The organism is Streptomyces sp. NPDC045955, from assembly GCF_056430805.1.
The window spans coordinates 296,596-319,892 of record NZ_JBWKKY010000011.1 but is presented as its reverse complement, the minus strand read 5'-3'; the positions used below and the strand labels follow the sequence as shown (position 1 = coordinate 319,892).

The window sequence follows — 23,297 nt, the reverse complement described above, 5'->3', positions numbered from 1 at the left end:
CGACAGCCGAAGCAGGAGTACTCGATGGCTCGAATGACCGCTGCCCGCGCGGCAGTTGAGATCCTCAAACGGGAGGGCGTCACCGACGCGTTCGGTGTCCCGGGCGCGGCGATCAACCCCTTCTACGCGGCGCTCAAGGCCTCCGGCGGCATCCACCACACCCTCGCCCGCCACGTGGAGGGCGCCTCGCACATGGCCGAGGGCTACACCCGCACCCACGCAGGCAACATCGGCGTCTGCGTCGGCACCTCCGGCCCGGCCGGCACCGACATGATCACGGGCCTGTACTCCGCGACCGGCGACTCCGTCCCGATCCTGTGCATCACCGGCCAGGCCCCGACCGCCGTGATCCACAAAGAGGACTTCCAGGCCGTCGACATCGCCTCGATCGCCAAGCCGGTCACCAAGATGGCCGTGACCGTGCTGGAGGCCGCGCAGGTCCCCGGCGTCTTCCAGCAGGCCTTCCATCTGATGCGCTCCGCCCGCCCCGGCCCGGTCCTCATCGACCTGCCGGTCGACGTCCAGCTCACGGAGATCGAGTTCGACCCGGAGACGTACGAGCCGCTCCCGGTCTACAAGCCCGCCGCGACCCGCGCCCAGATCGAGAAGGCGATGTGGATGCTGAACGCCTCCGAGCGGCCGCTGATCGTCGCGGGCGGCGGTGTCATCAACGCCGACGCCGCCGAACTACTCGTCGAATTCGCCGAGTTGACCGGCACTCCGGTCGTCCCCACCCTCATGGGCTGGGGCATCCTCCCCGACGACCACGAGCTGAACGCCGGCATGGTCGGCCTCCAGACCTCGCACCGCTACGGCAACGCGACCTTCCTGGAGTCCGACTTCGTCCTCGGCATCGGCAACCGCTGGGCCAACCGCCACACCGGCAGACTCGACGTCTACACGGCGGGGCGCACGTTCGTCCACGTCGACATCGAGCCCACCCAGATCGGCAGGATCTTCGCCCCCGACTACGGCATCGCCTCCGACGCCAGGGCCGCGCTGGAGCTGTTCGTCGAGGCGGCGCGCGAGCTGAAGGAGGCCGGCGGGCTGCCCGACCGTTCCGCGTGGGCGGCCTCGGCACAGGAGCGCAAGGCGACCCTCCAGCGCCGTACGCACTTCGACGACATCCCGATCAAGCCGCAGCGCGTCTACGAGGAGATGAACAAGGCCTTCGGCCCTCAGACGCGATACGTCTCCACCATCGGCCTCTCGCAGATCGCCGGCGCCCAGATGCTGCACGTCTACCGGCCCCGCCACTGGATCAACTGCGGCCAGGCGGGCCCGCTCGGCTGGACCATCCCGGCCGCGCTCGGCGTCGCCAAGGCCGACCCGGAGGCCTGCGTCGTCGCGCTCTCCGGCGACTACGACTTCCAGTTCATGATCGAGGAACTGGCCGTCGGCGCGCAGCACAAGATCCCCTACGTCCACGTCCTCGTCAACAACTCCTACCTCGGCCTGATCCGCCAGGCGCAGCGGGCGTTCGACATCGACTTCCAGGTCAACCTGGAGTTCGAGAACATCAACGCGCCCGAGCTCGGCGTCTACGGCGTCGACCACGTCAAGGTCGCCGAGGGCCTCGGCTGCAAGGCGATCCGCGTCACCGACCCGGCCGAACTCGGCGCCGCGTTCGAGCAGGCCAGGAAGCTCGCCGCGGAGTACCGGGTCCCGGTCGTCGTCGAGGCGATCCTGGAGCGCGTCACCAACATCTCCATGTCGACGACCAACGACATCGGCAACGTCATGGAGTTCGAGGATCTGGCCACCGAGCCCGGCCACGCACCGACCTCGATCAAGCCGCTGAAGGTCTGACACTTCGCGCAGGACAGGGGCGGTCCGTCCGGGAGGACGGACCGCCCCTGTCACATGCGGCCTCAGGTCAGTCCCCGCCACCGCCACCTCCGCCGCAGTACGAGTAACCCCCGCCGCCTCCGCCCGTGCCGCGCGGCGAGTGCTTGAGGAGGCGCTTGCCGCCCACCTCGGCCCGGCGGATCAGCCCGGCCCGCAGGGCGAAGCGCGGCACCAGCAGCCGCAGGGCCGCCTCGCCGTGCAGGGCTACGGCCAGCAGCCGGTCGTGGTCGGTCAGACCGCGTCTGCCGGCGGGCAGCGGATGGCGCTGCCGCAGCTCCCGCACATGGCGTCGGGCGCCGCGCGTCGGGCCGAGCAGCGGGTAGCGCAGCAGGCCCGCCTCCGCGAGCGGGATGCGCATGAGGGCCACCGCGAGCCGTATGCCCGGCTCCTTGACCAACGTCCGCAGGCCGGCGGGCTCGTGGAGACAGGCGTGCACCTCCTGGGCCAGGGGAGAGGGCGGCCGCTGCGCGCTCATGGCGTCCGCCACGCCCGCCCGCACGGTCCCCGGCCGGTCCGCCACCACCAGGCCCCGCAGATACAGATCCACCACGGCGACGGTGACGGCGGCCCGGGGGCCGTCCCCCAGCAGTGCGATCTCGTGCGGCTCCAGCCGGAGCGCCGTACCGTCATCCATGGCTTCACCCCCGTGCCGGGGCCCGCCGCCCCCGTGCCAGCGGGTCCCGTGTGCCGAGAATGTGCCCGGCCCCGGGGGCGGTTGAAGCCCCCGGGGCCCGAGTTCAGAGGTTCATTTGAGGGTTCCGTACACGGCGTACGACCGGTGCCGTACGCGCGCCTGCGAAGGGGCGCGGGGCGTGTTACGCCTCGTGGTGCTCCGACAGCCCCGGCCAGTCGTCCGGGCCGCCGCCCTGCCACTCGACGAGGTCGCTGTCCGCGACGTCGGTGACGTACAGGTCCGCCAGCCGCAGGATCTCGGCGACGTCGTCGGTGTGCGTGGCGACGCCCAGGGGCTCCTCGCCCAGGGTGACCCGGCGGGACCCGTCCAGGGCGGGGGGATGGACCACGACATGCGGGTGCTCGGTTGGATGTGCCATGCCTTCAGGCTGCTGCGACCGGGTCGGTTCCGCACCCTGGGGGCGGGCCGGCCGTCCGACGGCGCGAGGCCGGGCGCGACAGGACGTTCGCGCCGCCGGACGGGGTCCGGTGGGGGGACTGGGACCGCGGCGGGTGCGACGGAGTCCGGAGTGGGCTTCCCTCAGGTCGAGAAGCCCGGCCGGGTCCTTCACCACCGCACTGGCTCACACTCCGCCGCGGTCCGCGCCCTGCCCGCGTCCGTGCCCGGGGCGACCACCCCTCATCCGGGTCGCCCCGCGCGGTCGGACGCGGTCAGGGAGTTCAGTCCTCGCGCAGGGCGGGACGAAGAGATCGGGGCATCAACAGCTTGTTGAAGCTGTGGGCGTGGATGGGTCCGGGCGGCGCCGCCCCTTTGGGCGCGACAGGACAGGTGTCAGCGGCGGCGCCGCCCGGGGTAAGGGGGACCCTCGGGTTCCGAGGGCCGGGAGGGCGTCAGATCCGGGCGCCGGAGAGCCGCTCCACGGCCCGCAGCAGCGCCGAGTGGTCCAGGCCGCCGTCGCCCTGCGCGCGCAGGGACGCGACCAGCTGGGCGACCACGGCGCCGACGGGCAGGGCCGCTCCGACGTTGCGGGCGGCGTCCGTGACGATGCCCATGTCCTTGTGGTGCAGGTCGATCCGGAAGCCCGGCTTGAAGTCCCGGCCGAGGAAGTTGTCCTTCTTGCGGGTGAGCACGGTCGAGCCGGCGAGACCGCCGTTCAGGACGTCCAGGGCCGCCTTCAGGTCCACGCCGGACTTCTCCAGGAAGACCACGGCCTCGGCGCACGCCTGGATGTTCACGGCGACGATCAGCTGGTTGGCGGCCTTCACGGTCTGGCCGGAGCCGTGCGGGCCGCACAGCACGATGGTCTTGCCGAGCGCCTCGAAGATCGGCCTGGCCTGCTCGAAATCGGCCTGCTCGCCGCCGGCCATGATGGACAGCACGGCCTCGATCGCGCCCGCCTCGCCGCCGGAGACGGGGGCGTCCAGGGCGCGGACGCCCTTGTCCTTCGCCGCCTTCGCCAGGTCGACCGAGGTCTGCGGGGTGATCGAGGACATGTCGATCAGCAGGGCGCCGGACCTCGCGTTCTCCAGGATGCCGTCCGGGCCGTAGGCGATGGCCTCGACCTGCGGGGAGGCCGGCACCATCGTGATGACGACGTCGGCGTCCCGCACGGCCTCGGCGATCGAACCGGCGGGGGTCCCGCCGGCCGCGGCGAGGCGGTCCAGCTTCTCCCGCTCCAGCGTGTAGCCGGTGACGTCGTAGCCCGCCTTGATGAGGTTCTCGGACATGGGAGAGCCCATGATGCCGAGGCCGATCCAGGTGATCCTGGGCAGAGCGGTGGTGGTCATGAGGGGATGCCTTTCGGTGCGGGGGTCAGCGGGGCAGCCAGTCGAAGGCCTCGGCGCTCGGGCGTTCACCCGGCTTGTACTCGAGGCCGACCCAGCCGTCGTAACCCGCCTTGTTCAGCTGGTCGAGGAGGTCTTCGAGGGGCAGCGAGCCCGTCCCGGGGGCGCCGCGGCCCGGGTTGTCGGCGATCTGGACGTGGCCGGTCCTCGCGGCGTACCGGTCGATCACCTGCGGCAGGTCCTCGCCGTTCATGGACAGGTGGTACAGGTCCATGAGGAAGCGGGCGTTGTCCAGCCCCGTCGTGTCGTTGACCTTGTCGACGACGTCGACCGCGGCCGGTGCGGACACCAGCGGATACGCCGGCGACTCGGGCCGGTTCAGCGCCTCGATCAGCAGGATCGCGCCGATCCGGTCGGCGGCCCGGGCCGCGAACACCAGGTTCTCCAGCGCGAGCGCGTCCTGCTCGGCCGGGCCGACGCCCTCGACGCGGTTGCCGTACAGGGCGTTGAGCGCCCTGCAGCCCAGGGAGGCGGCGAAGCCGGCCGCCACGTCGACGTTGGCGCGGAACCGCTCCGACTCCTCGCCCGGGAGCGACAGGGCGCCGCGGTCCGGGCCGGGCAGCCGGCCGGCGTAGAAGTTGAGGCCCGTGAGCTGGACGCCCGCGTCCTCGACGGCCTTCTTCAGAGCGTCGAGCTCCGGCTGGGCGGGGGTGGGCGAGTCGATCCAGGGCCACCACAGCTCGACCGCCGTGAAGCCGGCCGCGGCGGCGGCCGCGGGGCGCTCCAGGAGCGGCAGTTCCGTGAAGAGGATCGACAGGTTGACGTCGAAGCGCTGGTCTGCGAATCCCATCGGCCGCGCTCCCTTCCGTGATGTTCCGCATTGTGGAAGTTGCTTTCTGCTTACCGGAAGACTGCCGTCGGGTGTCATGGCTTGTCAAGGGGGCTGAGGCGGGCCTCGCGAGGACTTCCCGGCAGAGGTCGGCCGAAAAAGCAGAGGGCCGGCGTGCGTTCGCTGGGTACGCTTCGGCACATGCGGCGGGGGAGCGGACGGTGAGTGTGATTCCGGCCTGGAGTGCGGGTCTCGGACTCGGGTTTCTCGTCGCACTGCCGCTCGGTCCCATCGGACTGCTGTGCGTGCGCAGTGTTCTGCGCAACGGCTTTCTCTGCGGATTCGCCATCGGTCTCGGCGCGGCGGCCGTCGACGTGCTGTACGCCGGCCTCGGCCTCGCGGGTGTCGGCAAGCTGCTGGACATCCCGGTGCTGCGGACCGCTCTCGGGCTCGCCGGTGCCCTGGTCATGGCGTACCTCGGCGTCCGCTCGGTGCGGTCGGCCTTCCGGGCCAGGAGCGTGGTCGTCGACGCCGACGGCGAGACGGTGCAGCCGTGGGAGGCCTTCCGTACGGCTCTCACGGCGACGGCGGCCAACCCGGCCACGATCGGCTACTGGGCGGCGGCCTTCGCCGCCGCCACGGCGGCGAACGTCACCGACACGCTCGCGGACTCACTGGCCATGCTCGTCGGCGTCGGCTCGGGGACGCTGCTGTGGTTCACCACCCTCAGCGCCGGGGCCATGCTGTTGCGCCGCTGGTTCACCTCCCGGATGCTCCAGGGCGTGGACCTCCTGGCGGGCGTGGGCGTCATCTTCTTCGGCGGCGTCCTCGCGTACCAGGCCGTCGGCTGACGGAGCGGCGAGGCCGTGCCGTGTGCGGCGGCGCGCTTCCCGGCGCCCTGCTTCCCGGCGGCCTGCTTCCCGGCGGCCTGCTTCCCGGCGGCCTGCTTCCCGGCGGTTGAGGACAATGGAGAACCAGGGGCGTGCCCGTGCGTGAGCGGGAAAGGTGCCCGTATCCAGGGCGGTCCGGTGCGCCCCGGCGTCGGCTAGGGTCGCACGGGTCACGACGGTTCTGGGGGCAGCATGCGACTGAGAGTGGAGTTCACCACCGAGCCCTTCGACCTCGACGAGGCGCCCGCGCACGCGCTGGTCGCCCGCGAGGTCGTGGAGGCCGCCGAACTGGACGCCGTGGACGTCGGCCCGTTCGGCAACACCGCCGAGGGCGGTGCCGACGCGGTGCTCACCGCCGTGGACGCGCTGCTCCGCAAGACCCTGGAGGCCGGCGCCACCCGGGTCTCCCTCCAGCTCAACGTGATCGAGGAGGACGAGGCGTGAGCGGCGCCGGGGACGAGCCTTTCATCGCGGCCGTCAAGCCCCTGGTCGACGCCATGGGCGGCGAGATGATCCCGCCCGACGAGGCCGGCCCCGACGACGTCGTCCTGTCCTGGGAGGGCCGCGACGCCGTCGCCGTACGGCTGCCGCAGCTCGCCGACTCCCTCGACCACATCCTGGCCGCCATGGAGCGCCGCAAGGGCATGCCCCTGGCCGACCTGGACCGCAAGGCCAAGCAGGAGGTCGTGCGGATACTCGAGGCGCGCGGCGCCTTCTCCGTACGGCACGGGGTGGAGACCGTGGCGAGCGCCCTGGGCGTCAGCCGCTTCACCGTCTACAACTACCTCAACCGCGAGAAGGGGGCCTGACCGGGTCCGCCCGGTTGCGCCTCCTGGTCGGGCTTCGCCGCCTCGCCGGGTTTCGTCACGCGGAATTTTCAACAAACTGTTGACGTGCTGTCGCGGGAGGGCGTTAGCTATCGGCACGCCCGTTCAGCACGAAGGCCGTACCCCGGCCACGGAGGCTCCCGTGACGTCCACTTCCATGCCGCCGGGCCTGGCCCGGTTCAACGCTCTGGAGGAGCACGCGGCCCTCACCGCGCTCCACGAGGCGTGCGCTTCCACGGCGTGGGCGAAGCGCCTGCTCGCCGCCCGCCCCTACGCCACCAGCGAGGCCCTGTACGCCGCGAGCGACGCCGCCGTGGCGGAGCTGACGGCCGACGACCTCGCGGAGGCGATGGCCGGCCACCCGCCCATCGGCCGCCCGAAACCCGGCGACCCCACCTCGGCCCGGGAGCAGCGCGGCATGGCCGGAGCCTCCGACGCGCTCAAGGCGGAGATGCTGGAGCTGAACCTCGCCTACCAGGAGAAGTTCGGTCATGTCTTCCTGATCTGCGCCACCGGCCGGACCGGCGAGCAGATGCGCGACGCGGTCAGGGAACGGCTCGGCAACACGCCGGAGCGGGAGCGCGAGATCGTCCGCACGGAACTGGGGAAGATCAACCGCATCCGTCTGGCCCGACTCGTCGAAGGGGACTGACCGCAGCATGAGCACCTCCGCCACCGCCTCCGTGTCCACGCACATCCTGGACACGTCCGCCGGCCGCCCCGCCCGGGGCGTCGCCGTCCACCTCTTCGCCCGCTCGGGGCGCGAGGCCGACTGGCAGGCGCTCGGCGGCTCCGCGACCGACGCGGACGGGCGGTGCAAGGACCTGCCGGCGCTGCCGGAAGGCACCACCCACGTACGGCTCGACTTCGCGGTGGAGCCGTACTTCGAGAAGAAGCAAGCCGATGCGCAGCAGGACGCCCCCGCGAATCGGGACAGCGGTGCCGTGTTCTTCCCCGAGGTGGCGATCACCTTCGCCGTGACGCCCGGGGAGCACTACCACGTACCGCTGCTGCTCAACCCGTTCGGCTACTCCGTATACCGAGGGAGCTAGCTACTCATGCCCACCATTCTGGGACAGAACCAGTACGGCAAGGCCGAGAACCGAGTCGTCAAGATCACGCGGGACGGCGCCACCCACCACATCAAGGACCTGAACGTCTCCGTGTCGCTGAGCGGCGACATGGAAGAGGTCCACATCTCCGGCTCGAACGCCAACGTCCTGCCCACCGACACCACCAAGAACACGGTGTACGCGTTCGCCAAGGAGCACGGCATCGAGTCCGCCGAGCAGTTCGGCATCCACCTCGCCCGCCACTTCGTCACCAGCCAGGAGCCGATCCACCGGGCCCGGATCCGCATCGAGGAGTACGCCTGGGAGCGGATCGCGGCCTCCGACGCCGACTCGCGGCTCATCTCCGCCGACGAGGTCAAGCACTCCTTCGTGCGCAAGGGCCAGGAGGTCCGGCTGACCCAGATCACCTACGACGGCTCCTCGTGGGAGGTGATCTCGGGCCTGAAGGACCTCGTCGTGATGAACTCGACCAACTCCGAGTTCTGGGGCTACGTCAAGGACAAGTACACGACGCTGAAGGAGGCCTACGACCGCATCCTGGCCACCCAGGTCTCCAGCCGCTGGCGGTTCAACTGGACCGACGACGACCAGCGCATGCCCGACTGGGACAACTCCTACGAGCAGACGAAGAAGCACATGCTCCAGGCCTTCGCCGAGACGTATTCGCTCTCGCTCCAGCAGACGCTGTACCAGATGGGCGCGCGGATCATCGGCAACCGCGGCGAGATCGACGAGGTCCGCTTCTCCCTCCCGAACAAGCACCACTTCCTGGTGGACCTCGAGCCGTTCGGGCTGGAGAACGACAATGAGGTGTACTTCGCCGCCGACCGGCCCTACGGCCTGATCGAGGCGACGATCCTGCGGGACGGCTGCGAGGCGAAGATCCCCGTGGACCTCACCAACCTCTGACGCCCCTCCCGACGTTCCCTCTTTCGGCACCCGTGGCCGGGGAACCCTTCTCCTCGGCCACGGCACTCAAACTCCCAGGGTCCTGCCGTGCCCTCCACCCCAGCGCAAAGGACGAACCATGGCAGCAGCCCGGCGCATCGTCATCGAGAACTGTGCGATCGCGACCGTCGACGCCGACGACACCGAGTACGCCTCCGGGCACCTCGTCCTCGCCGGCAACCGCATCGAGTCGGTCGGCGCGGGCAAGGCCCCCGAGGGCCTGGAGAACGTCGTACGCCGTATCGACGCCTCCGGTCACCTCGTCACCCCCGGGCTGATCAACACGCACCACCACTTCTACCAGTGGATCACCCGTGGTCTGGCCACGGACCACAACCTGTTCGACTGGCTGGTCGCGCTGTACCCGGTCTGGGCGCGCATCGACGAGCCGATGGTCCGCGCGGCGGCCCAGGGCTCGCTCGCGATGATGGCCCGCGGCGGCGTCACCACGGCCATGGACCACCACTACGTCTTCCCGCACGGCTCCGGCGACCTGTCCGGTGCGATCATCGGCGCCGCCCGCGACATGGGTGTCCGCTTCACCCTCGCCCGCGGCTCCATGGACCGCAGCGAGAAGGACGGCGGCCTGCCCCCGGACTTCGCCGTCGAGACCCTCGACGGCGCGCTGGCCGCCACCGAGGAGACCGTGCGGCAGCACCACGACTCCTCCTTCGACGCGATGACCCAGGTCGCGGTCGCGCCCTGCTCGCCCTTCTCCGTCTCCACCGAACTGCTGCGCGACGGCGCCCAGCTCGCCCGCCGCCTCGGGGTGCGGCTCCACACCCACGGTTCGGAGACCGTGGAGGAGGAGAAGTTCTGCCACGAACTGTTCGGCATGGGCCCGACCGACTACTTCGAGTCCACCGGCTGGCTCGGCGAGGACGTGTGGATGGCGCACTGCGTCCACATGAACGACTCCGACATCGCCGCCTTCGCCCGCACGAGGACCGGCGTCGCGCACTGCCCGTCGTCCAACGCCCGCCTCGCCGCCGGTATCGCCCGCGTCCCCGACATGCTCGCGGCCGGCGTCCCGGTCGGCCTCGGCGTCGACGGCACCGCCTCCAACGAGTCCGGCGAACTCCACACCGAGCTGCGCAACGCCCTCCTCATCAACCGCCTCGGCGCGCACAAGGAGGCCGCCCTCAACGCCCGCCAGGCGCTGCGCCTCGGCACGTACGGCGGCGCCCAGGTGCTGGGCCGGGCGGCGGAGACCGGCTCCCTGGAACCGGGCAAGCTCGCCGACCTCGTGCTGTGGAAGCTGGACACGCTCGCCCACGCCTCCATCGCCGACCCGGTGACCGCCCTGGTCTTCGGCGCGGCGGCCCCGGTCACCGCCTCCTTCGTGGGCGGCCGGCAGATCGTCGAGGACGGGCGGCTGCTCACGGCCGACGAGGACGCGATCGCCCGCGCCACGCGCGACGAGGCCCGGCGGCTGGCGAGGATCGCCGCCCAGGGCTGACCACCCGGATGACTCCGGCCGGGAGGGACGGCTCCCGGCCGGTGGCCGCGGACCCGAGCGGGGTCCACGGCGGTCGTCTCCGGGGCGCGCGTGCACGCGTGCGCCCCGGAACGGCCACCCCCGTCCCGCATGTCCGGTCCCGCACGACCACCCGCACCACCTCCTTGACACCCACGGCCGTCGTCCGGCGCAGCCGTGTAACCGACCGGAGGGAAGCCGCCGTGGCCGACCACCCCGTTGACGAAAAACTCCCCGCGCTCAAGATGGCGACGACCGGCCTGCAGCATGTGGCCGCCATGTACGCCGGAGTCGTCGCCCCACCCCTGATCGTCGGCGCGGCCATCGGCCTGACCGCCACCGACCTGACCTTCCTCACCGGCGCCTGTCTGTTCACCGCGGGCCTCGCCACGTTCCTGCAGACCATCGGCGCCTGGAAGATCGGCGCCCGGCTGCCGTTCGTCAACGGCGTCACCTTCGCCGGTGTCGCCCCGATGACCGCGATCGTCGCCTCCACCGAGGACAAGTCCGACGCCCTGCCGGTCATCTTCGGCGCGGTCATCGTCGCCGGACTCCTCGGCTTCCTGGCCGCCCCCGTCTTCTGCAAGGCGGTCCGCTTCTTCCCGCCGGTGGTGACGGGCACCGTCATCACCCTGATCGGCATCTCCCTGCTCCCGGTGGCCTTCGGCTGGGCCCAGGGCCCCGACCCGGCGGCACACGACTACGGATCGGCGACCAACCTGGGGCTCGCCACCGGCACCCTCGTCGTCGTCCTGCTGCTGCGGCGCTTCACCCGGGGCTTCGTCAAGCAGATCGCCGTGCTGCTCGGCCTGGTCGCGGGCACGCTCATCGCGATTCCGTTCGGCGCCACGGACTTCGGCCCGGTCGCGGACGCAGCGGTCATCGGCTTCCCCACGCCCTTCCACTTCGGCGCCCCGCAGTTCCAGCTCGCCGCGATCCTCTCCCTGTGCGTGGTGATGGTGGTGTCGATGACCGAGTCGACCGCCGACATGCTGGCGCTGGGTGAGATCGTCGACCGCCCGGCCGACGAGAAGACCATCGCGGCCGGCCTGCGCGCCGACACCCTCGGCTCGGCGATCAGCCCGCTCTTCAACGGCTTCATGTGCAGCGCCTTCGCGCAGAACATCGGCCTCGTCGCGATGACGAAGATCCGCAGCCGCTACGTCGTCGCCGCCGGAGGCGGGTTCCTGGTGCTGATGGGCCTGTGCCCGATGGCCGCTTCGCTGATCGCCGTCGTACCGCGACCGGTGCTCGGCGGGGCGGGCGTGGTCCTGTTCGGCTCGGTCGCCGCCAGCGGCATCCAGACCCTGGTCCGGGCCGGCCTGGAGAAGGACGACAACGTCCTGATCGTGGCCGTCTCACTGGCCGTCGGCATCATCCCGATCACGGCGCCGGAGTTCTACCACGCCTTCCCGGAGACGGCGCGGATCGTCCTGGACTCGGGCATCTCGACGGGCTGCGTCGCGGCGGTCCTGCTGAACCTGGTCTTCAACCACCTGGGCCCGCGCGACCGGGACGCCCACGACGTGACCCACCCGATGGAGGCGGGCGAGGACATCACGGGCGTCCCCCCTGCCCCGGCAGCACCGTGAGATCGGCGAAAAGAGCTCCGAACTCCGCTTAGGCTTCTGCCTCGGTCAACTCACCGTTGACCGGGGGGACAGGGGACGAGGGGGAGACGGACCGATGAACCACGCGACCGACGTGTTCCAGCCGTTGCAGGCGGACGATCCGCCCGTGGTGGCCGGATACCGCCTGGCCGCCCGGCTCGGCGCGGGGGGCATGGGCCGGGTCTACCTGTCGCACACGCAGGGCGGCCGGCCGGTGGCGATCAAGGTGGTGCGGCCGGAGCTGGCCGACGACCCGGCCTTCCGGCGGCGGTTCCGCCGGGAGGTCGAGGCGGCCCGGCGGGTCCGGGGCGCGTACACGGCCGAGCTGATCGACGCCGACGCGGACGGCACACCGCCCTGGGCGGCCACGCTGTACGTGCCCGGACCGTCCCTGACGGATGCCGTCGCCCGGCGCGGACCACTGCCCGCGCCCGCGGTGCTGTGGCTGATGGCGGGGGTGGCCGAGGCGCTGCAGGCCATCCACGGGGCGGGCATCGTGCACCGGGACCTCAAGCCGTCGAACGTGCTGCTGGCCGCCGACGGGCCGCGGGTGATCGACTTCGGCATCTCGCTGGCCTCCGACTTCACCTCGCACACCGCCACGGGCGCCACCGTCGGCACTCCTCACTTCATGGCTCCCGAGCAGGCGTCCGGCGGCGAGGTCACGGCGGCGACCGACGTCTTCGCGCTGGGGCAGACGGCTGCCTTCGCGGCGCTGGGCCGGCCGCTGTACGGGGACGGCTCCGCGGTCGGGGTGCTGTACCGGATCGTGCACGACCAACCCGATCTGTCCGTGCTGCCCGAGCAGCTCCGTCCGCTGATCGCCCGGTGCCTGGCCGCCGCCCCGGAGGACCGGGCCGGTCTTGCGGAGATCGTCGAGTGGTGCCGGCAGGGGCTGGGCGCGGACGCCGAGGCGGGCGCGGGCCCGGCCGTCTGGCGGGACGTCATGGGGCCGGAGGTGCCGGTCCCCTCCCCGGCGGACCTCGACGCCACCTGGGTCTCCCCGGCCCTCGACCCGACGCGGGTGCAGAGGCAGCCGCTGGTCGTCACGCAGCCGCAGACACAACCGCCGGGACCGGAGGAGAGACGGGCGCGCAGACGGCGCACCGCCCTGATCACGACCGGGGCCGTGACGGCGGGGGCGCTGGTGCTGACCGGCCTGGCCTGGACGGTCGCCGACGCGGGGAACAGATTCCGGGACTGGGTGGCGGGCGCACCGTCGACGCCCGGCCCGGAGAAGTCCGGAGGGTCGGCCGCGCCGGAGTCGTCGACGGGGGCGCGCTCGGGTTCCGGGGCCGCGTCAGGAGCGGAGGCGGGCGGCGGCACTCCGGAAGCGTCCCGTCCGTCCCCGGCCGCGTCCAAGTCACCGCAGGTCATCACGCAGGCGCCACTGCTGCTGAACGCGAAGACCTCGCTCAGCTTCGAGAAGCCGCTCTGGCGCGAGGACCGCGAGGGAGACATCCGCCTCAACTGTGAGAACCCGAGCTGCGAGCTGGAGAGCGACACCAGCGTGTTCGTCCAGATGTTCACCGACGAGGCGGTTTCCCTCGACGAGTGCCGGCTCCTGCTCGGCGCTGCCGACCGCCGGCGCTGGACGCTGGCCTCGGTGGCGGCCGGCAGCCAGATCTGCGTCAAGCACTCCTCCGGGGACATCGCCCTGCTCGTGGTCCAGACGAAGTCGACGGCGCTGCGGGAACTCGCCTTCCTCACGGTGGACATGACCGTCTGGAAGAAGGCGGCCTAGAGCCCGAACGGGCCCGGGTCCGACGCCAGCTTCCTGAAGTGCTCCCGGGGGTCCGGGACCAGCTTGCGGGCCTTCAGGTCTAGCAGGCCGCCGACTGCCGTGATCTCGGCCGCCACCGTGCCGTCCGCCTTGCGGACCGTCTGCTCGATGCGGAAGGTCTTGCCGTCGCCCCAGGCGAAGGCGCAGGTCACCTCGACTTCGTCGCCCGCGAGCAGTTCGCGCTTGTAGCGGATGGTCGTCTCCAGGGCGACCGGGCCCACACCGCTGCCGACGAGGGCGGACTGGCTGATCCCCGCGGCCCGCAGTAACGACCAGCGGGCGTGTTCCGCGTAGTTCAGGTACACGCTCTGGTTGAGATGACCCTGCACGTCGGTCTCGTAACCGCGGACGGTCACCGGGACGGAAAACGGCTCGCTCATGGCTTCCCTTCTCACACCGGGCACGCGTGGCGTACGCAACGATTCACTGATCTTGGCATGCTCATCACGCCCGGCGGGGCGAGGCCAGCAGATAGCGGGTCCCCGTGCGCGGCTCGCGGTGCTCGCTCACCTGCCAGCCTGCCCCTTCCAGAGTGGCCGCGCAGGTCCGCAGCGCCTCGCCGTCCGGCTCGTACACGGCGACGGCCTCCGGCTGCGGGGTCTCCCGCACCCGGTAGCCCCCGTCGCCCTGCCCGGCCGGGTGGTGTCCGGCCGCCTCCAGCGCGAGGGCGGCGGCCTGTACGAGATGCGTACGCTCCCAGCCGCACGGCCGCTCCACCGCGCCGTCCGGGTTGGTCATCCGGCGCAGCTCCAGCAGCCCCTGCCAGGCGCTGTGCACCTCGCGGCGCCGCGCGGGCCCGCTCTTGGGAGCCGCCTCCTCCCCGCCGACGCGCGCGGCGAACACACCGGCGGTGGCGGGGGCCTCGGTGGCGGGCTCGTGCACCTGCGTGACGCCCTGCCGTACCCGGTGGCCCTCCGGCGTCAGAAAGTGATCGTGCGGCGGCCGCGGGTGCCGGAAGGCGAGCCCCCGCTTCACCAGCGCCGCGAGCTGCGCCTCCGTACCCCGCAGCCGGCCGGTCACCGGGTCGGCGGCGTCGATGACCCGCCGCTGCGCGGCGGTCGGCGGTCGGGTCACGGCACGCTCCTCTCCGGCACGGGACAGCCCCCGGGGCACACGCCCCACCTGCTGGAAGGCTACGACCCGCCACTGACAATCGCGCCTACTGCCGGTACCCGCCGAGGAACCGCCCGATCCGCCCGATCGCCGCCTCCAGATCGTCGGCGTACGGGAGAGTCAGAATGCGGAAGTGGTCGGGCGTGGGCCAGTTGAAGCCGGTGCCCTGGACCACCTGGATCTTCTCCCGCAGCAGCAGGTCCAGGACGAACTTCTCGTCGTCGTGGATCTTGTGCACCTTGGGGTCGAGACGCGGGAACGCGTACAGCGCCCCCTTCGGCTTCACGCACGTCACGCCGGGAATCTCGTTCAGCTTCTCCCAGGCCACGTCGCGCTGTTCGCGCAGCCGGCCGCCCGGCTGGGTGAGGTCGCGGATGGACTGCCGCCCGCCGAGCGCGGCCTGGATGGCGTACTGGGCGGGCGCGTTGGCGCACAGCCGCATCGAGGCCAGCATGGTGAGGCCCTCCAGGTAGTCCTTGGCGTGCTGCCTCGGGCCCGTCACCACCAGCCAGCCGGAGCGGAAGCCCGCCACGCGGTACGTCTTCGACAGGCCGCAGAAGGTGAGCACCACCAGGTCGGGGGCGAGCGCGGCGGCCGAGTGGTGCACGGCGTCGTCGTAGAGGATCTGGTCGTAGATCTCGTCGGCGAACACCATCAGGCCGTGCCGCCGGGCGAGGTCGAGGATGCCCTCGACGATCTCCTTCGGGTAGACCGCGCCGGTGGGGTTGTTGGGGTTGATGATGACCACGGCCTTCGTACGGTCCGTGATCTTCGACGCCATGTCGTCCAGGTCCGGGTACCAGTCGGTCTGCTCGTCGCAGAGGTAGTGGACCGCCTTGCCGCCCGCGAGGGTCGTCACGGCCGTCCACAGGGGGAAGTCCGGGGCGGGGATGAGGATCTCGTCGCCGTCCTCCAGCAGCGCCTGGACCGCCATCGACACCAGTTCGGAGACGCCGTTGCCGAGGAAGACGTCGTCGACGCCGACCTCCAGGCCCAGTGTCTGGTAGCGCTGGGCGACCGCGCGGCGGGCGGAGAGGACGCCGCGCGAGTCGGTGTAGCCGTGCGCCTGCGGCAGCATCCGGATCATGTCCTGGAGGATCTCGTCCGGCGCCTCGAATCCGAAGAGGGCGGGGTTGCCGGTGTTCAGGCGCAGCACGCTGTGACCGGCCTCCTCCAGCGCGTTGGCGTGCTCTATCACCGGGCCGCGGATCTCGTAACAGACCTCGCTCAGCTTGCTCGACTGCCGGAACTCCATGCGCTGCTTCCCCTCGCCGACTGGTGTTGCTTGGTTTTACCAAGTAGCAGCTTGGAAAGTCCAACAACTTGTCTAGACTGCGTCGCATGCCACCTCGCCGCAGCTACGACCAGTACTGTTCCGCCGCCCGCGCCCTCGATGTCGTCGGCGACCGCTGGACCCTCCTGATCGTCCGGGAGCTCCTCGCCGGTCCCCGCCGCTACACCGACCTGCACGCGGACCTGCCCGGCGTCAGCACGGACGTACTCGCCTCGCGGCTGAAGGACATGGAGCGCGACGGCCTCGCGACCCGCCGCCGGCTGCCCCCGCCCGGGGCGGCCTTCGTCTACGAACTCACCGCCCGGGGGCGGGAGCTGCTTCCCGTGCTCCAGGCGCTGGGGGAGTGGGGCCGGGCGGAGCTCGGGGAGCGGCGGCCGACGGACGCGGTGCGGGCGCACTGGTTCGCCCTGCCCCTGCTGCGCCTGCTGGACGGGGAGGGACTCGTCGAAGTCCGCCTGGAGGAGGGGCAGTTCCACCTGCGTGCCGGTGCCGAGGAGGGGCCCGTGTACGGCGACGGGCCCGCCCCTGGAGAGCCGGACGCCCGGCTGGTCCTGGACACCGGCACGTGCACGGCGCTCAGCCGTGGGGAGCTGAGCCTGGCCCGGGCCGTGCGGGAGGGCCGGGTCGAGGTGACCGGCGAGGGCACGCTCGCGAAGGCACTGCGCGAGGCATGAAAGAAGGCCCGTGTGACACGGGCCTTCTGATGGGTGTCAGGAGCTCGGTGGCACCCGCACGGGCCGTCCCGCACCGCGTGTCAGCGCGTACCCGGCGATCCCCGCCAGCGCGGCCAGTACGCCGCCCACCGCCGTCCACACCCACCGGTCCGACCACCAGCCGGACGCCCAGCCGTCCTCCGGTTCGAGGCCGGCCAGGGCCGCCGCTTTCTCCTGCTTCTCCTCGGGCTTCGTCGCGATGCCCGGCATCAGGGGCTCGGACAGCGAGCCGTCCACCGCCGCCGAACCGCCGATGTCCTTGGAGTCGGCCCGGACCTCGGTGTCGACCGGGAGGCCCAGGTCGGTGGTGGGGACGCCGGTCGCCGTCAGCCGGATGTAATACGTGCCGGGCAGCGGGTCGTTCGCCCACGGCTCCGACCAGGCGCGGACCGTGCGCAGCACACAGGCCAGCTCCACGGAGGGCGTGTCCGCCGCCGCGGTGCGGGTCTGGGCCCCGTACTGGCAGGCCTGGCGGCGGCGCAGGCCGTCGTACACGTCGATCTGCCAGGTCTGCGCGGCGTGGGTGTCCGGCAGCTTCACCGTCGCCCTGACCGTGGGGCGCTGCCCGGTGTCGGCGGGGAACGACCAGTACAGGTAGTCACCCGTGGAGCCGCTCGCCGTGGCCCGCTGCCCCTGCTCGAACTCCGTGGCCGTACGGAAGGAGGTGCCCGCCCGGGTGGGTGCCGCCGAGGAATCCCGCGACGGACTCGGCGAGGCGTCGGCCGCGGCCGGCCCGGCCGTCAGCCCGAGAGTCAGCAGCGCAGCGCTCAACGCACGTATCGCTCGCATCAGTTGGTCCTCCAGACCGCGACCCGCCAGCGCGACAGCCAGCCCCAGACGAGACCGGCGAGGAAGCCGGTGAGAATCAGCGCGCCGAGCAGCCACCAGCCGCGGCCGAGGCCGAACGAGGCCACGTCACCGGCCTGGCTCGGGCCGTCCACGACGTCGACCGTCAGTTCCAGCGGCAGGCCGGGCGTGGTCTTCACCCCGGAGGCCGGCGAGAAGGAGTGGGTGACCGCCAGGCACACGGTCTTTGCGGCCGGCTTGTCACCGTCGGCGTCGTCACGCTCGGGCTCGGGGTATCGCAGCCCCGCCGAGATCACATCCGTACGGCCGTTGCCCGCCGCCTCACCGCGCACGATCTCCCGGCCGTGCGTCGTGACCGCCCGCAGCAGCACCCCGTAGCCGGGGTTCACGGCACGGTCGGCCGCCACGCTCACCGAGGCCCGCAGCTCCTGGCCCGGCAGCACGTCCACCCGGTACCAGCGCTGCTGCCCGAACTCCTCCCGGTCCGTGTACAGCCCCGACTTCAGCGCCGGTGCCCCGGTGCACGCGGCAGTGCCCTCGACCGGCACCGGCGTCACCACCGGATCGGCCGCCCGGTCCACCAACTGGTTGACCCGGTCGGTGAGTTCGTCCTGGTGCTCCACCGAGGTGTACGTGCCGCCGGTGGCCTCGGCGATGCAGCTCAGCTGCCGGCTCAGCTTGGCGGTCGGCACCAGGCCCAGCGTGTCGATGGTCAGGCCGATGCCCTTGGCGGCGATCTCGCGGGCCACCTCGCACGGGTCGAGCGGGGCGCAGGTGTCCTCGCCGTCGCTGATCAGCACGATGCGCTTGGAGCCGTCACCGCCGTCCAGGTCGTCGGCCGCCTTCAGCAGGGCCGGCCCGATCGGCGTCCAGCCGGTCGGGCTGAGCGTGGCGACGGCCGTCTTGGCCTCGGTGCGGTCCAGCGGGCCGACCGGGTAGAGCTGCGCGGTGTCCTTGCAGCCCGTCTTCCGGTCGTCGCCCGGGTAGTTCGCGCCGAGGGTGCGGATGCCGAGCTCGACCTCTTCCGGTGTCGCGTCGAGCACCTCGTTGAACGCTTGCTTCGCGGCGGCCATCCGCGACTGTCCGTCGATGTCGCGGGCCCGCATCGAGCCGCTGACATCGAGGACGAGGTCGACCTTGGGGGCGTCCTGGCCGGTGGGTTCACCGGCTGCCGCTCCGGCCGGGAAGGCGAGCCCGGCCGTCAGCGCGGCGAGCAGGGCACAGACGCCCGCCGCCAGCCGTTTTCTTGTGATCATCGGCGGATCTTATTGATCCGGGGTGCCGTGCTCCAAAACGGGCTCAGGCAAGGGGATTGGGCAGGTCCGCCCACTGGTCGCCGGGCGTCTGCGGCGAGAGCCGCATCAGCGTCAGCGCCTTCGTGGGCAGGGGCTCCGTGCGCAGCGCCGCGAGGTCCGGGGTGCGGGGCACATCCCGCACGGCCGTCTCCAGCGCCTGCGTGAGCGCCGCCCCCGACCCCGCCGTGCCGGCCAGGGCGCCCGCCACCAGCGAGCCGAACAGCTTGCGCCGCAGCGCCCGTTCGTCGTCCGTGACCATGCGGGCGGGCAGGTGGGGCACCGTGATGCCGTGCCGGGCCAGACGGGCCGGGCTGACGCGGATGTCGGCCAGGTCGCGGTAGACCAGCCGCAGCGGATTGCCCTCCGGCGAGAGGACCACCAGGAGGTTCTGGCCGTGCGCCTCCAGGGCCACGCCCAGCTCCAGCAGCCGCAGACCGACGGTGAGGGCGAGGCGCGCGAAGCCGGCCAGCCAGGCGGGGGAGCGGGGGAGTTCGGTCGTGGCGAGTGCCGCCACCGGCAGGACCCGTTCGCCGGGCCTCGCGTACGTCTCCGGCGGCTCCCGCAGGACGGCCGCGAAGTCGGGGGAGCCGGCCGCCGCCGCGCCCAGGGTGCGGGTCATGTGCAGCAGACCGCCGGTGTGCGCCGCCGGCGTCCCGGCGAAGTCCGACAGCACCCCGGACGCGGCGACCGAGGCCAGCGAGATGTCCCGCACCGAGGACGTCAGCCGGGCGCTGAGCGAGGTCTTGACGTGCGGCCCGCCGGGCAGCGCGAGCGTGCGCAGCGCCATCAGGGGATGCCCGGCGCGCCGCTCCTCGCACACCCGCTTCAGCACATGCGCCGCCTGCCACGGATGCACCGGCAGCACCACCCGCTCCCCGTCCCGCAGCTCCCGCGGCCACGCCCCCGTCACCAGGCACTCCTCCGCCCGCACCGTCACCAGCCCCAGCTCCACCAGCGGCCGGTGCTCGGGCCCGTAGGCGAGCTGCTCCGCCACCGAGAAACCGGGCCGGGACCGGCATGTGGGGTGGAACGGATGACCGTCGACGATCACCTGCTCCCACTCCCAGTCGCTCCGCGGCCACCCGTCCGTGGCGCGCCCCTCCTGTCCCGCTCTCGACAGCGCCAACGAGGCGACGCTGTGCGCGAGTTCGGCGGCGAAGGACGCGGAGTGCGGTACGGCGAGGTCCGTCATCAGCCGGGCCGGATCGTCGTACTCCGCCTCGTCGAGTCGCAGGACGGTGACGTACGCGCCGGTCGCGTACGGATCCGGCCGCGGGCCGTGCAGCCGGCGGCCGCCGGACAGGTGCAGGGTCAGCCCGTCCCGGCCCTGCTCGCGGCGGACGACCCAGGGCAGCGGGTCGTGGGCGAGACCGCGCCACAGACGGGACAGCACGGCCGCCCGGGCACCGGGCAATTCGGCCTCGTACCGCGGCAGGAGACCGGGCCGCACGACGGCCAGTTCGTCGGCGACCTCGGCCTCGGCGGTGGGGGAACGGTGCACGGGCGGGCTCCTCGGGTACGAATAGGGCGTCACGGCGGGATGACGACGGCACGCATACTGATCATCTCCGCCCGGAAGTCCGGAAATCCTTCAAGGACCGCAGGGAACGAGTGGAAGCGTGGACCTCATGCCCCCGCCCGACGGCGACGACTCCGCCCACGGTGACTGTGCCCATGGTGACGCCGCACACGGTGTCCCCGCCCAGGGCGACCCGGTCACCGGGGGCCTCGCCGAACGGGCCGACGCGTACGCCGCCGTGCCGCTGCTGAACTGCCTGCTGCGGGAGGTGGCGCGGCCGGTGAGCGAGACGGGCGAGCACCGGGTCCACCATCTGCCCGGCGTGGACCGCCTGCTGCGGGTGCGCGGCACGCGGCGGCCCGCCTGGCCCGAGGTCCGCACGGCCGGCGGATGGCACCGTATCGGCCACACCGAACTGGTCAAACTCGTCGCCGAGGAACTGCGCCGGCACACCGGGCTGTCCAACCACGAACTGCCCGCCGAGATGATCGACAGCCGGGACGCCGTGGCCGCGCTGCTGGCCGCCCGTGCCCGGGCGATCCCGCCCGACGACCCCTATCGGCGCTCCGAGCAGTGCCTCCTCACCGGCCACACCCACCACCCGGCCCCGAAGGCGCGCGGCGGCGGCCCCGCCGCCGGCTGGCTGCCCTACGCGCCCGAGGCGTACGCCCGCTTCCCGCTGACCCTGCTCGGGCTGCGCGAGGACACCGTCGTCGAGGAGGGCGACACCTCGGCCCTCGACGCCCTCGGCACGGCCCCGCCCGGCTACCGGCTGCTGCCCGCGCACCCCTGGCAGCTCGACCTGGCCGGCCCCGAACTCGCCGACGCCTTCGCGGACGGCAGACTCGTCCGGCTCGGCACGACCGCCCCCGGCACCTGGCCGACGGCCGCGATCCGCACGCTCTACGCGCCCGGGCACGACCTCTTCCTGAAGTTCAGCCTGGACGTGCGCATCACCAACGACATCCGCCGGCTGTGGCGGCACGACCTGCTCGCCCTGCGCCGCACCGACACGGCCGTGCGCGCCGCCCTCGACACGTTCGAAGGCCCCCCGGCCTGGCTGAGCGACCGCGGGTACCGTACCGCCGACTTCGCCTTCGAGGCCTTGGCCGTCCTCGTCCGGGACGGTTTCGGCGGCCGTCTCCTGCCCGGCGCGACGCCGCTGCTCGCCGCCGGTCTCGTCGAGGGCTTCGACGGCAGCCCGCTCGACGGGGCCGCCGACCCCGGGGCCTGGTGGGCTGCGTACCTGGCGCGGGTGGTGCCCCCGGCCCTGACGGCCTTCGCCCGGCACGGTGTCGTCATCGAGGCGCACCTGCAGAACACCCTGGTGGCCGTGGACGCCGGCGGCATGCCCGTGCAGGCGCTGTACCGGGACGCCGAGGGTGTCAAACTGCTGCCGGACGTGGGGCGGGAGGCCGGCTGGGAACGGCTCGTGTACTGCCTCGTCGTCAACCACCTCAGCGAGATCGCCGGCGCCCTCGCGGAACGCCACCCGGGCTTCGACCCCTGGCCCGCGGCCCGCCGCGAACTCGCCCACCACGACGTCCCCGAGATCCCCGCCCTGCTGGCCTCACCCACTCTCCCCGGCAAGACGAACCTGCTCCTCCGCTGGACCGGCGCGAACGGTGCGGACGCGCGCTACCTGCCGTTGCCCAACCCGCTGCGCGGCGCCTGAGCGAGCCGGTCACCCGTCCGGACCCTCCGGCAGGGCACCGGCGCGGGGCCGCGGTCAGGGGGAGGGTGGCTGTCCGTGCCGTGTCCCCCTGCGAGGAGAGGTATGACCGAGACCGACAGGGCCACCGCCCTCGCCTCCGAGCCCTCGGAGCACACCGACCCGGATCCCGCCAAGGCCGATCTGCGGAGGGTGGGCGCGCACCCGGACCACTGGTATCCGGTCGCCCTGTCCCGGCGGGTGCGCGCCGAGCGGGTGCTGGCGGCCACGTTCGCGGGTGAGCGGATCGCCCCGTTCCGGGGAAAGAGCGGCGACGTGCACGCGCTGGAGGACCGGTGCGTCACCGGCAGATGCCGTTGAGCATGGGCGTCGTGGAGGGCGAGACACTCCGCTGCCGCTACCACGCCTGGGCCTATCGCGGCGACGGCCGCATCTCCCAGATCCCGTACCTGGCCAAGGGCGACCGCCGGCCGCCCCGCGGTGTGCGCGGCTACCCCGTGCGCGAGGCGTACGGCCTGCGACGACGAGCGTCGCGAGCCCCATCAGCAGCCACACCACGCTCCCCGGCGCCTGCCGTCTCCCCGACCCCACGCCGCCTCCCCACCCCTCGCAGGACTCCCCGCACGGTATCCGAACCCCACCCGCGATCCGGTCCGACGGCCCCATGAAATGATGATCAGCGGCAAGGCGAGGGCGGAGCGACGAGGAAGCCGGTGTGAGCGACGATCCCCTGGACGCAGCGGTGACCGGTCCGGCACCCTGCCGCATCGTCGTGTGCCGGGACTGCTGTTGTGGCAGCGGCAAGCTGACCGGTGTCGATCACGCGGCCCAGACCGAGCGGCTGCGCGCGGCGGGGCCGGTGCGGATCTCCGCGTGTCTCGACGTCTGCGACCAGGCCAACGTCGTCGTCGTCCAGCCGTCGGCCGAGGGCCGGGCCGCCGGCGCCCGCCCGGTGTGGCTCGGGCTGGTCAACGACCCGGCCGCGACCGAGGACGTCGTCTCCTGGGTCCGCGAGGGCGGCCCGGGCGTGGCCCCGCGGCCCGGCATCCTCGACCTGTACGTCTTCAGTCCCCGCGCGCGACGGCGCCCCGACTCCCCATGACCCGGGAGGAGCCGCCTCGCGCGGGACGGGGCCGGGACGGTCACCGCGCCGGGCGAGGGCAGGTGCCCCCGAGCAGAGG

At 72.5% G+C, this 23,297-nt stretch carries 23 protein-coding genes and 1 pseudogene; 14 read left to right on the top strand and 10 right to left on the bottom strand.

Features of this window, described 5'->3' with window-relative positions:
* Positions 1–24 precede the first annotated feature (24 nt).
* Entirely contained in the window at positions 25–1,809 is a 1,785-nt protein-coding gene (gene gcl / locus AC07F0_RS24410; RefSeq protein ID WP_478981836.1) for a glyoxylate carboligase, read from the top strand.
* A gap of 67 nt (positions 1,810–1,876) precedes the next feature.
* Here the strand turns inward: gcl and AC07F0_RS24405 are convergent, their stop codons facing one another.
* The 4 genes from AC07F0_RS24405 to AC07F0_RS24390 all read right to left on the bottom strand — a co-directional run bounded on the left by AC07F0_RS24405 (position 1,877) and on the right by AC07F0_RS24390 (position 5,116).
* Positions 1,877–2,482, bottom strand: coding sequence for a TIGR04222 domain-containing membrane protein (locus AC07F0_RS24405; protein ID WP_478981834.1), 606 nt, complete (start codon positions 2,480–2,482; stop codon positions 1,877–1,879).
* 181 nt (positions 2,483–2,663) lie between these two features.
* Positions 2,664–2,900, bottom strand: a complete 237-nt coding sequence (locus AC07F0_RS24400) for a hypothetical protein (RefSeq protein WP_436726318.1) — start codon at positions 2,898–2,900, stop codon at positions 2,664–2,666.
* 472 nt (positions 2,901–3,372) lie between these two features.
* Entirely contained in the window at positions 3,373–4,269 is an 897-nt protein-coding gene (locus AC07F0_RS24395) for a 2-hydroxy-3-oxopropionate reductase (RefSeq protein ID WP_478981832.1), read from the bottom strand.
* A 25-nt stretch (positions 4,270–4,294) separates the two neighbouring features.
* Positions 4,295–5,116 (bottom strand): TIM barrel protein, encoded by an 822-nt coding sequence (locus tag AC07F0_RS24390; protein ID WP_478981830.1) that lies wholly within the window; start codon positions 5,114–5,116, stop codon positions 4,295–4,297.
* Between the two features lie 200 nt (positions 5,117–5,316).
* On the opposite strand from AC07F0_RS24390, the gene AC07F0_RS24385 reads away from it, so the two are divergent.
* The 9 genes from AC07F0_RS24385 to AC07F0_RS24345 all read left to right on the top strand — a co-directional run bounded on the left by AC07F0_RS24385 (position 5,317) and on the right by AC07F0_RS24345 (position 13,664).
* The gene (locus tag AC07F0_RS24385) at positions 5,317–5,946 is read left to right on the top strand and encodes a LysE/ArgO family amino acid transporter (RefSeq protein ID WP_478981828.1); all 630 of its coding nucleotides are present in this window, start codon (positions 5,317–5,319) and stop codon (positions 5,944–5,946) included.
* Positions 5,947–6,177: 231 nt separating this feature from the next.
* A complete protein-coding gene (locus AC07F0_RS24380) occupies positions 6,178–6,429 on the top strand; it encodes a YkoF family thiamine-binding protein (RefSeq protein ID WP_478981826.1) in 252 nt (83 codons plus the stop codon).
* Positions 6,426–6,794 carry a helix-turn-helix domain-containing protein gene (locus AC07F0_RS24375; RefSeq protein ID WP_010039054.1) on the top strand — a complete coding sequence of 123 codons (369 nt, stop codon included), beginning with the start codon at positions 6,426–6,428 and terminating at the stop codon, positions 6,792–6,794. The genes AC07F0_RS24380 and AC07F0_RS24375 overlap by 4 nt, the downstream gene beginning before the upstream one ends.
* 160 nt (positions 6,795–6,954) lie before the next feature.
* Positions 6,955–7,464, top strand: coding sequence for a 2-oxo-4-hydroxy-4-carboxy-5-ureidoimidazoline decarboxylase (uraD, locus tag AC07F0_RS24370; protein ID WP_478981824.1), 510 nt, complete (start codon positions 6,955–6,957; stop codon positions 7,462–7,464).
* A gap of 7 nt (positions 7,465–7,471) precedes the next feature.
* A complete protein-coding gene (gene uraH, locus AC07F0_RS24365) occupies positions 7,472–7,864 on the top strand; it encodes a hydroxyisourate hydrolase (protein ID WP_478981822.1) in 393 nt (130 codons plus the stop codon).
* A 6-nt stretch (positions 7,865–7,870) separates the two neighbouring features.
* Positions 7,871–8,794, top strand: coding sequence for a factor-independent urate hydroxylase (gene pucL / locus AC07F0_RS24360; RefSeq protein WP_478981820.1), 924 nt, complete (start codon positions 7,871–7,873; stop codon positions 8,792–8,794).
* Positions 8,795–8,912: 118 nt separating this feature from the next.
* Positions 8,913–10,292 carry an 8-oxoguanine deaminase gene (locus AC07F0_RS24355; RefSeq protein WP_478981818.1) on the top strand — a complete coding sequence of 460 codons (1,380 nt, stop codon included), beginning with the start codon at positions 8,913–8,915 and terminating at the stop codon, positions 10,290–10,292.
* Between the two features lie 221 nt (positions 10,293–10,513).
* The gene (locus AC07F0_RS24350) at positions 10,514–11,902 is read left to right on the top strand and encodes a nucleobase:cation symporter-2 family protein (RefSeq protein WP_478981816.1); all 1,389 of its coding nucleotides are present in this window, start codon (positions 10,514–10,516) and stop codon (positions 11,900–11,902) included.
* 94 nt (positions 11,903–11,996) lie between these two features.
* Positions 11,997–13,664, top strand: coding sequence for a serine/threonine-protein kinase (locus tag AC07F0_RS24345; protein ID WP_478981814.1), 1,668 nt, complete (start codon positions 11,997–11,999; stop codon positions 13,662–13,664).
* Here AC07F0_RS24345 and AC07F0_RS24340 read toward each other — a convergent pair.
* The 3 genes from AC07F0_RS24340 to AC07F0_RS24330 all read right to left on the bottom strand — a co-directional run bounded on the left by AC07F0_RS24340 (position 13,661) and on the right by AC07F0_RS24330 (position 16,071).
* Positions 13,661–14,083, bottom strand: coding sequence for an acyl-CoA thioesterase (locus AC07F0_RS24340; protein ID WP_478981812.1), 423 nt, complete (start codon positions 14,081–14,083; stop codon positions 13,661–13,663). The two genes, AC07F0_RS24345 and AC07F0_RS24340, sit on opposite strands and share 4 nt — an antisense overlap.
* Positions 14,084–14,147: 64 nt before the next feature.
* Positions 14,148–14,777 (bottom strand): hypothetical protein, encoded by a 630-nt coding sequence (locus AC07F0_RS24335; protein ID WP_478981810.1) that lies wholly within the window; start codon positions 14,775–14,777, stop codon positions 14,148–14,150.
* An 85-nt stretch (positions 14,778–14,862) separates the two neighbouring features.
* Positions 14,863–16,071, bottom strand: coding sequence for a pyridoxal phosphate-dependent aminotransferase (locus tag AC07F0_RS24330; protein WP_478981808.1), 1,209 nt, complete (start codon positions 16,069–16,071; stop codon positions 14,863–14,865).
* Positions 16,072–16,157: 86 nt separating this feature from the next.
* Between AC07F0_RS24330 and AC07F0_RS24325 the strand changes: the two genes are divergently transcribed.
* Entirely contained in the window at positions 16,158–16,784 is a 627-nt protein-coding gene (locus AC07F0_RS24325) for a winged helix-turn-helix transcriptional regulator (protein ID WP_478981806.1), read from the top strand.
* Positions 16,785–16,820: 36 nt separating this feature from the next.
* Here the strand turns inward: AC07F0_RS24325 and AC07F0_RS24320 are convergent, their stop codons facing one another.
* Genes AC07F0_RS24320 through AC07F0_RS24310 form a run of 3 tightly spaced genes read right to left on the bottom strand, consistent with a single transcriptional unit; the run spans position 16,821 to position 20,426 of the window.
* Complete coding sequence (locus AC07F0_RS24320) at positions 16,821–17,612, bottom strand: hypothetical protein (protein ID WP_478981804.1); 792 nt, start codon at positions 17,610–17,612, stop codon at positions 16,821–16,823.
* Complete coding sequence (locus AC07F0_RS24315; RefSeq protein WP_478981802.1) at positions 17,612–18,886, bottom strand: VWA domain-containing protein; 1,275 nt, start codon at positions 18,884–18,886, stop codon at positions 17,612–17,614. Before AC07F0_RS24315 ends, AC07F0_RS24320 begins: the two co-directional genes overlap by 1 nt.
* Positions 18,887–18,929: 43 nt before the next feature.
* Positions 18,930–20,426: an IucA/IucC family protein gene (locus tag AC07F0_RS24310; protein ID WP_478981800.1), complete on the bottom strand. Its 1,497-nt coding sequence runs from the start codon at positions 20,424–20,426 to the stop codon at positions 18,930–18,932.
* A 127-nt stretch (positions 20,427–20,553) separates the two neighbouring features.
* On the opposite strand from AC07F0_RS24310, the gene AC07F0_RS24305 reads away from it, so the two are divergent.
* The 3 genes and pseudogenes from AC07F0_RS24305 to AC07F0_RS24295 all read left to right on the top strand — a co-directional run bounded on the left by AC07F0_RS24305 (position 20,554) and on the right by AC07F0_RS24295 (position 23,218).
* Positions 20,554–22,119, top strand: a complete 1,566-nt coding sequence (locus tag AC07F0_RS24305) for an IucA/IucC family protein (RefSeq protein WP_478981873.1) — start codon at positions 20,554–20,556, stop codon at positions 22,117–22,119.
* A 102-nt stretch (positions 22,120–22,221) separates the two neighbouring features.
* A pseudogene (locus AC07F0_RS24300) lies at positions 22,222–22,638 on the top strand (Rieske 2Fe-2S domain-containing protein); the annotation flags it as partial.
* Between the two features lie 193 nt (positions 22,639–22,831).
* Positions 22,832–23,218, top strand: a complete 387-nt coding sequence (locus AC07F0_RS24295) for a (2Fe-2S) ferredoxin domain-containing protein (RefSeq protein ID WP_478981798.1) — start codon at positions 22,832–22,834, stop codon at positions 23,216–23,218.
* Positions 23,219–23,297: the final 79 nt, after the last annotated feature.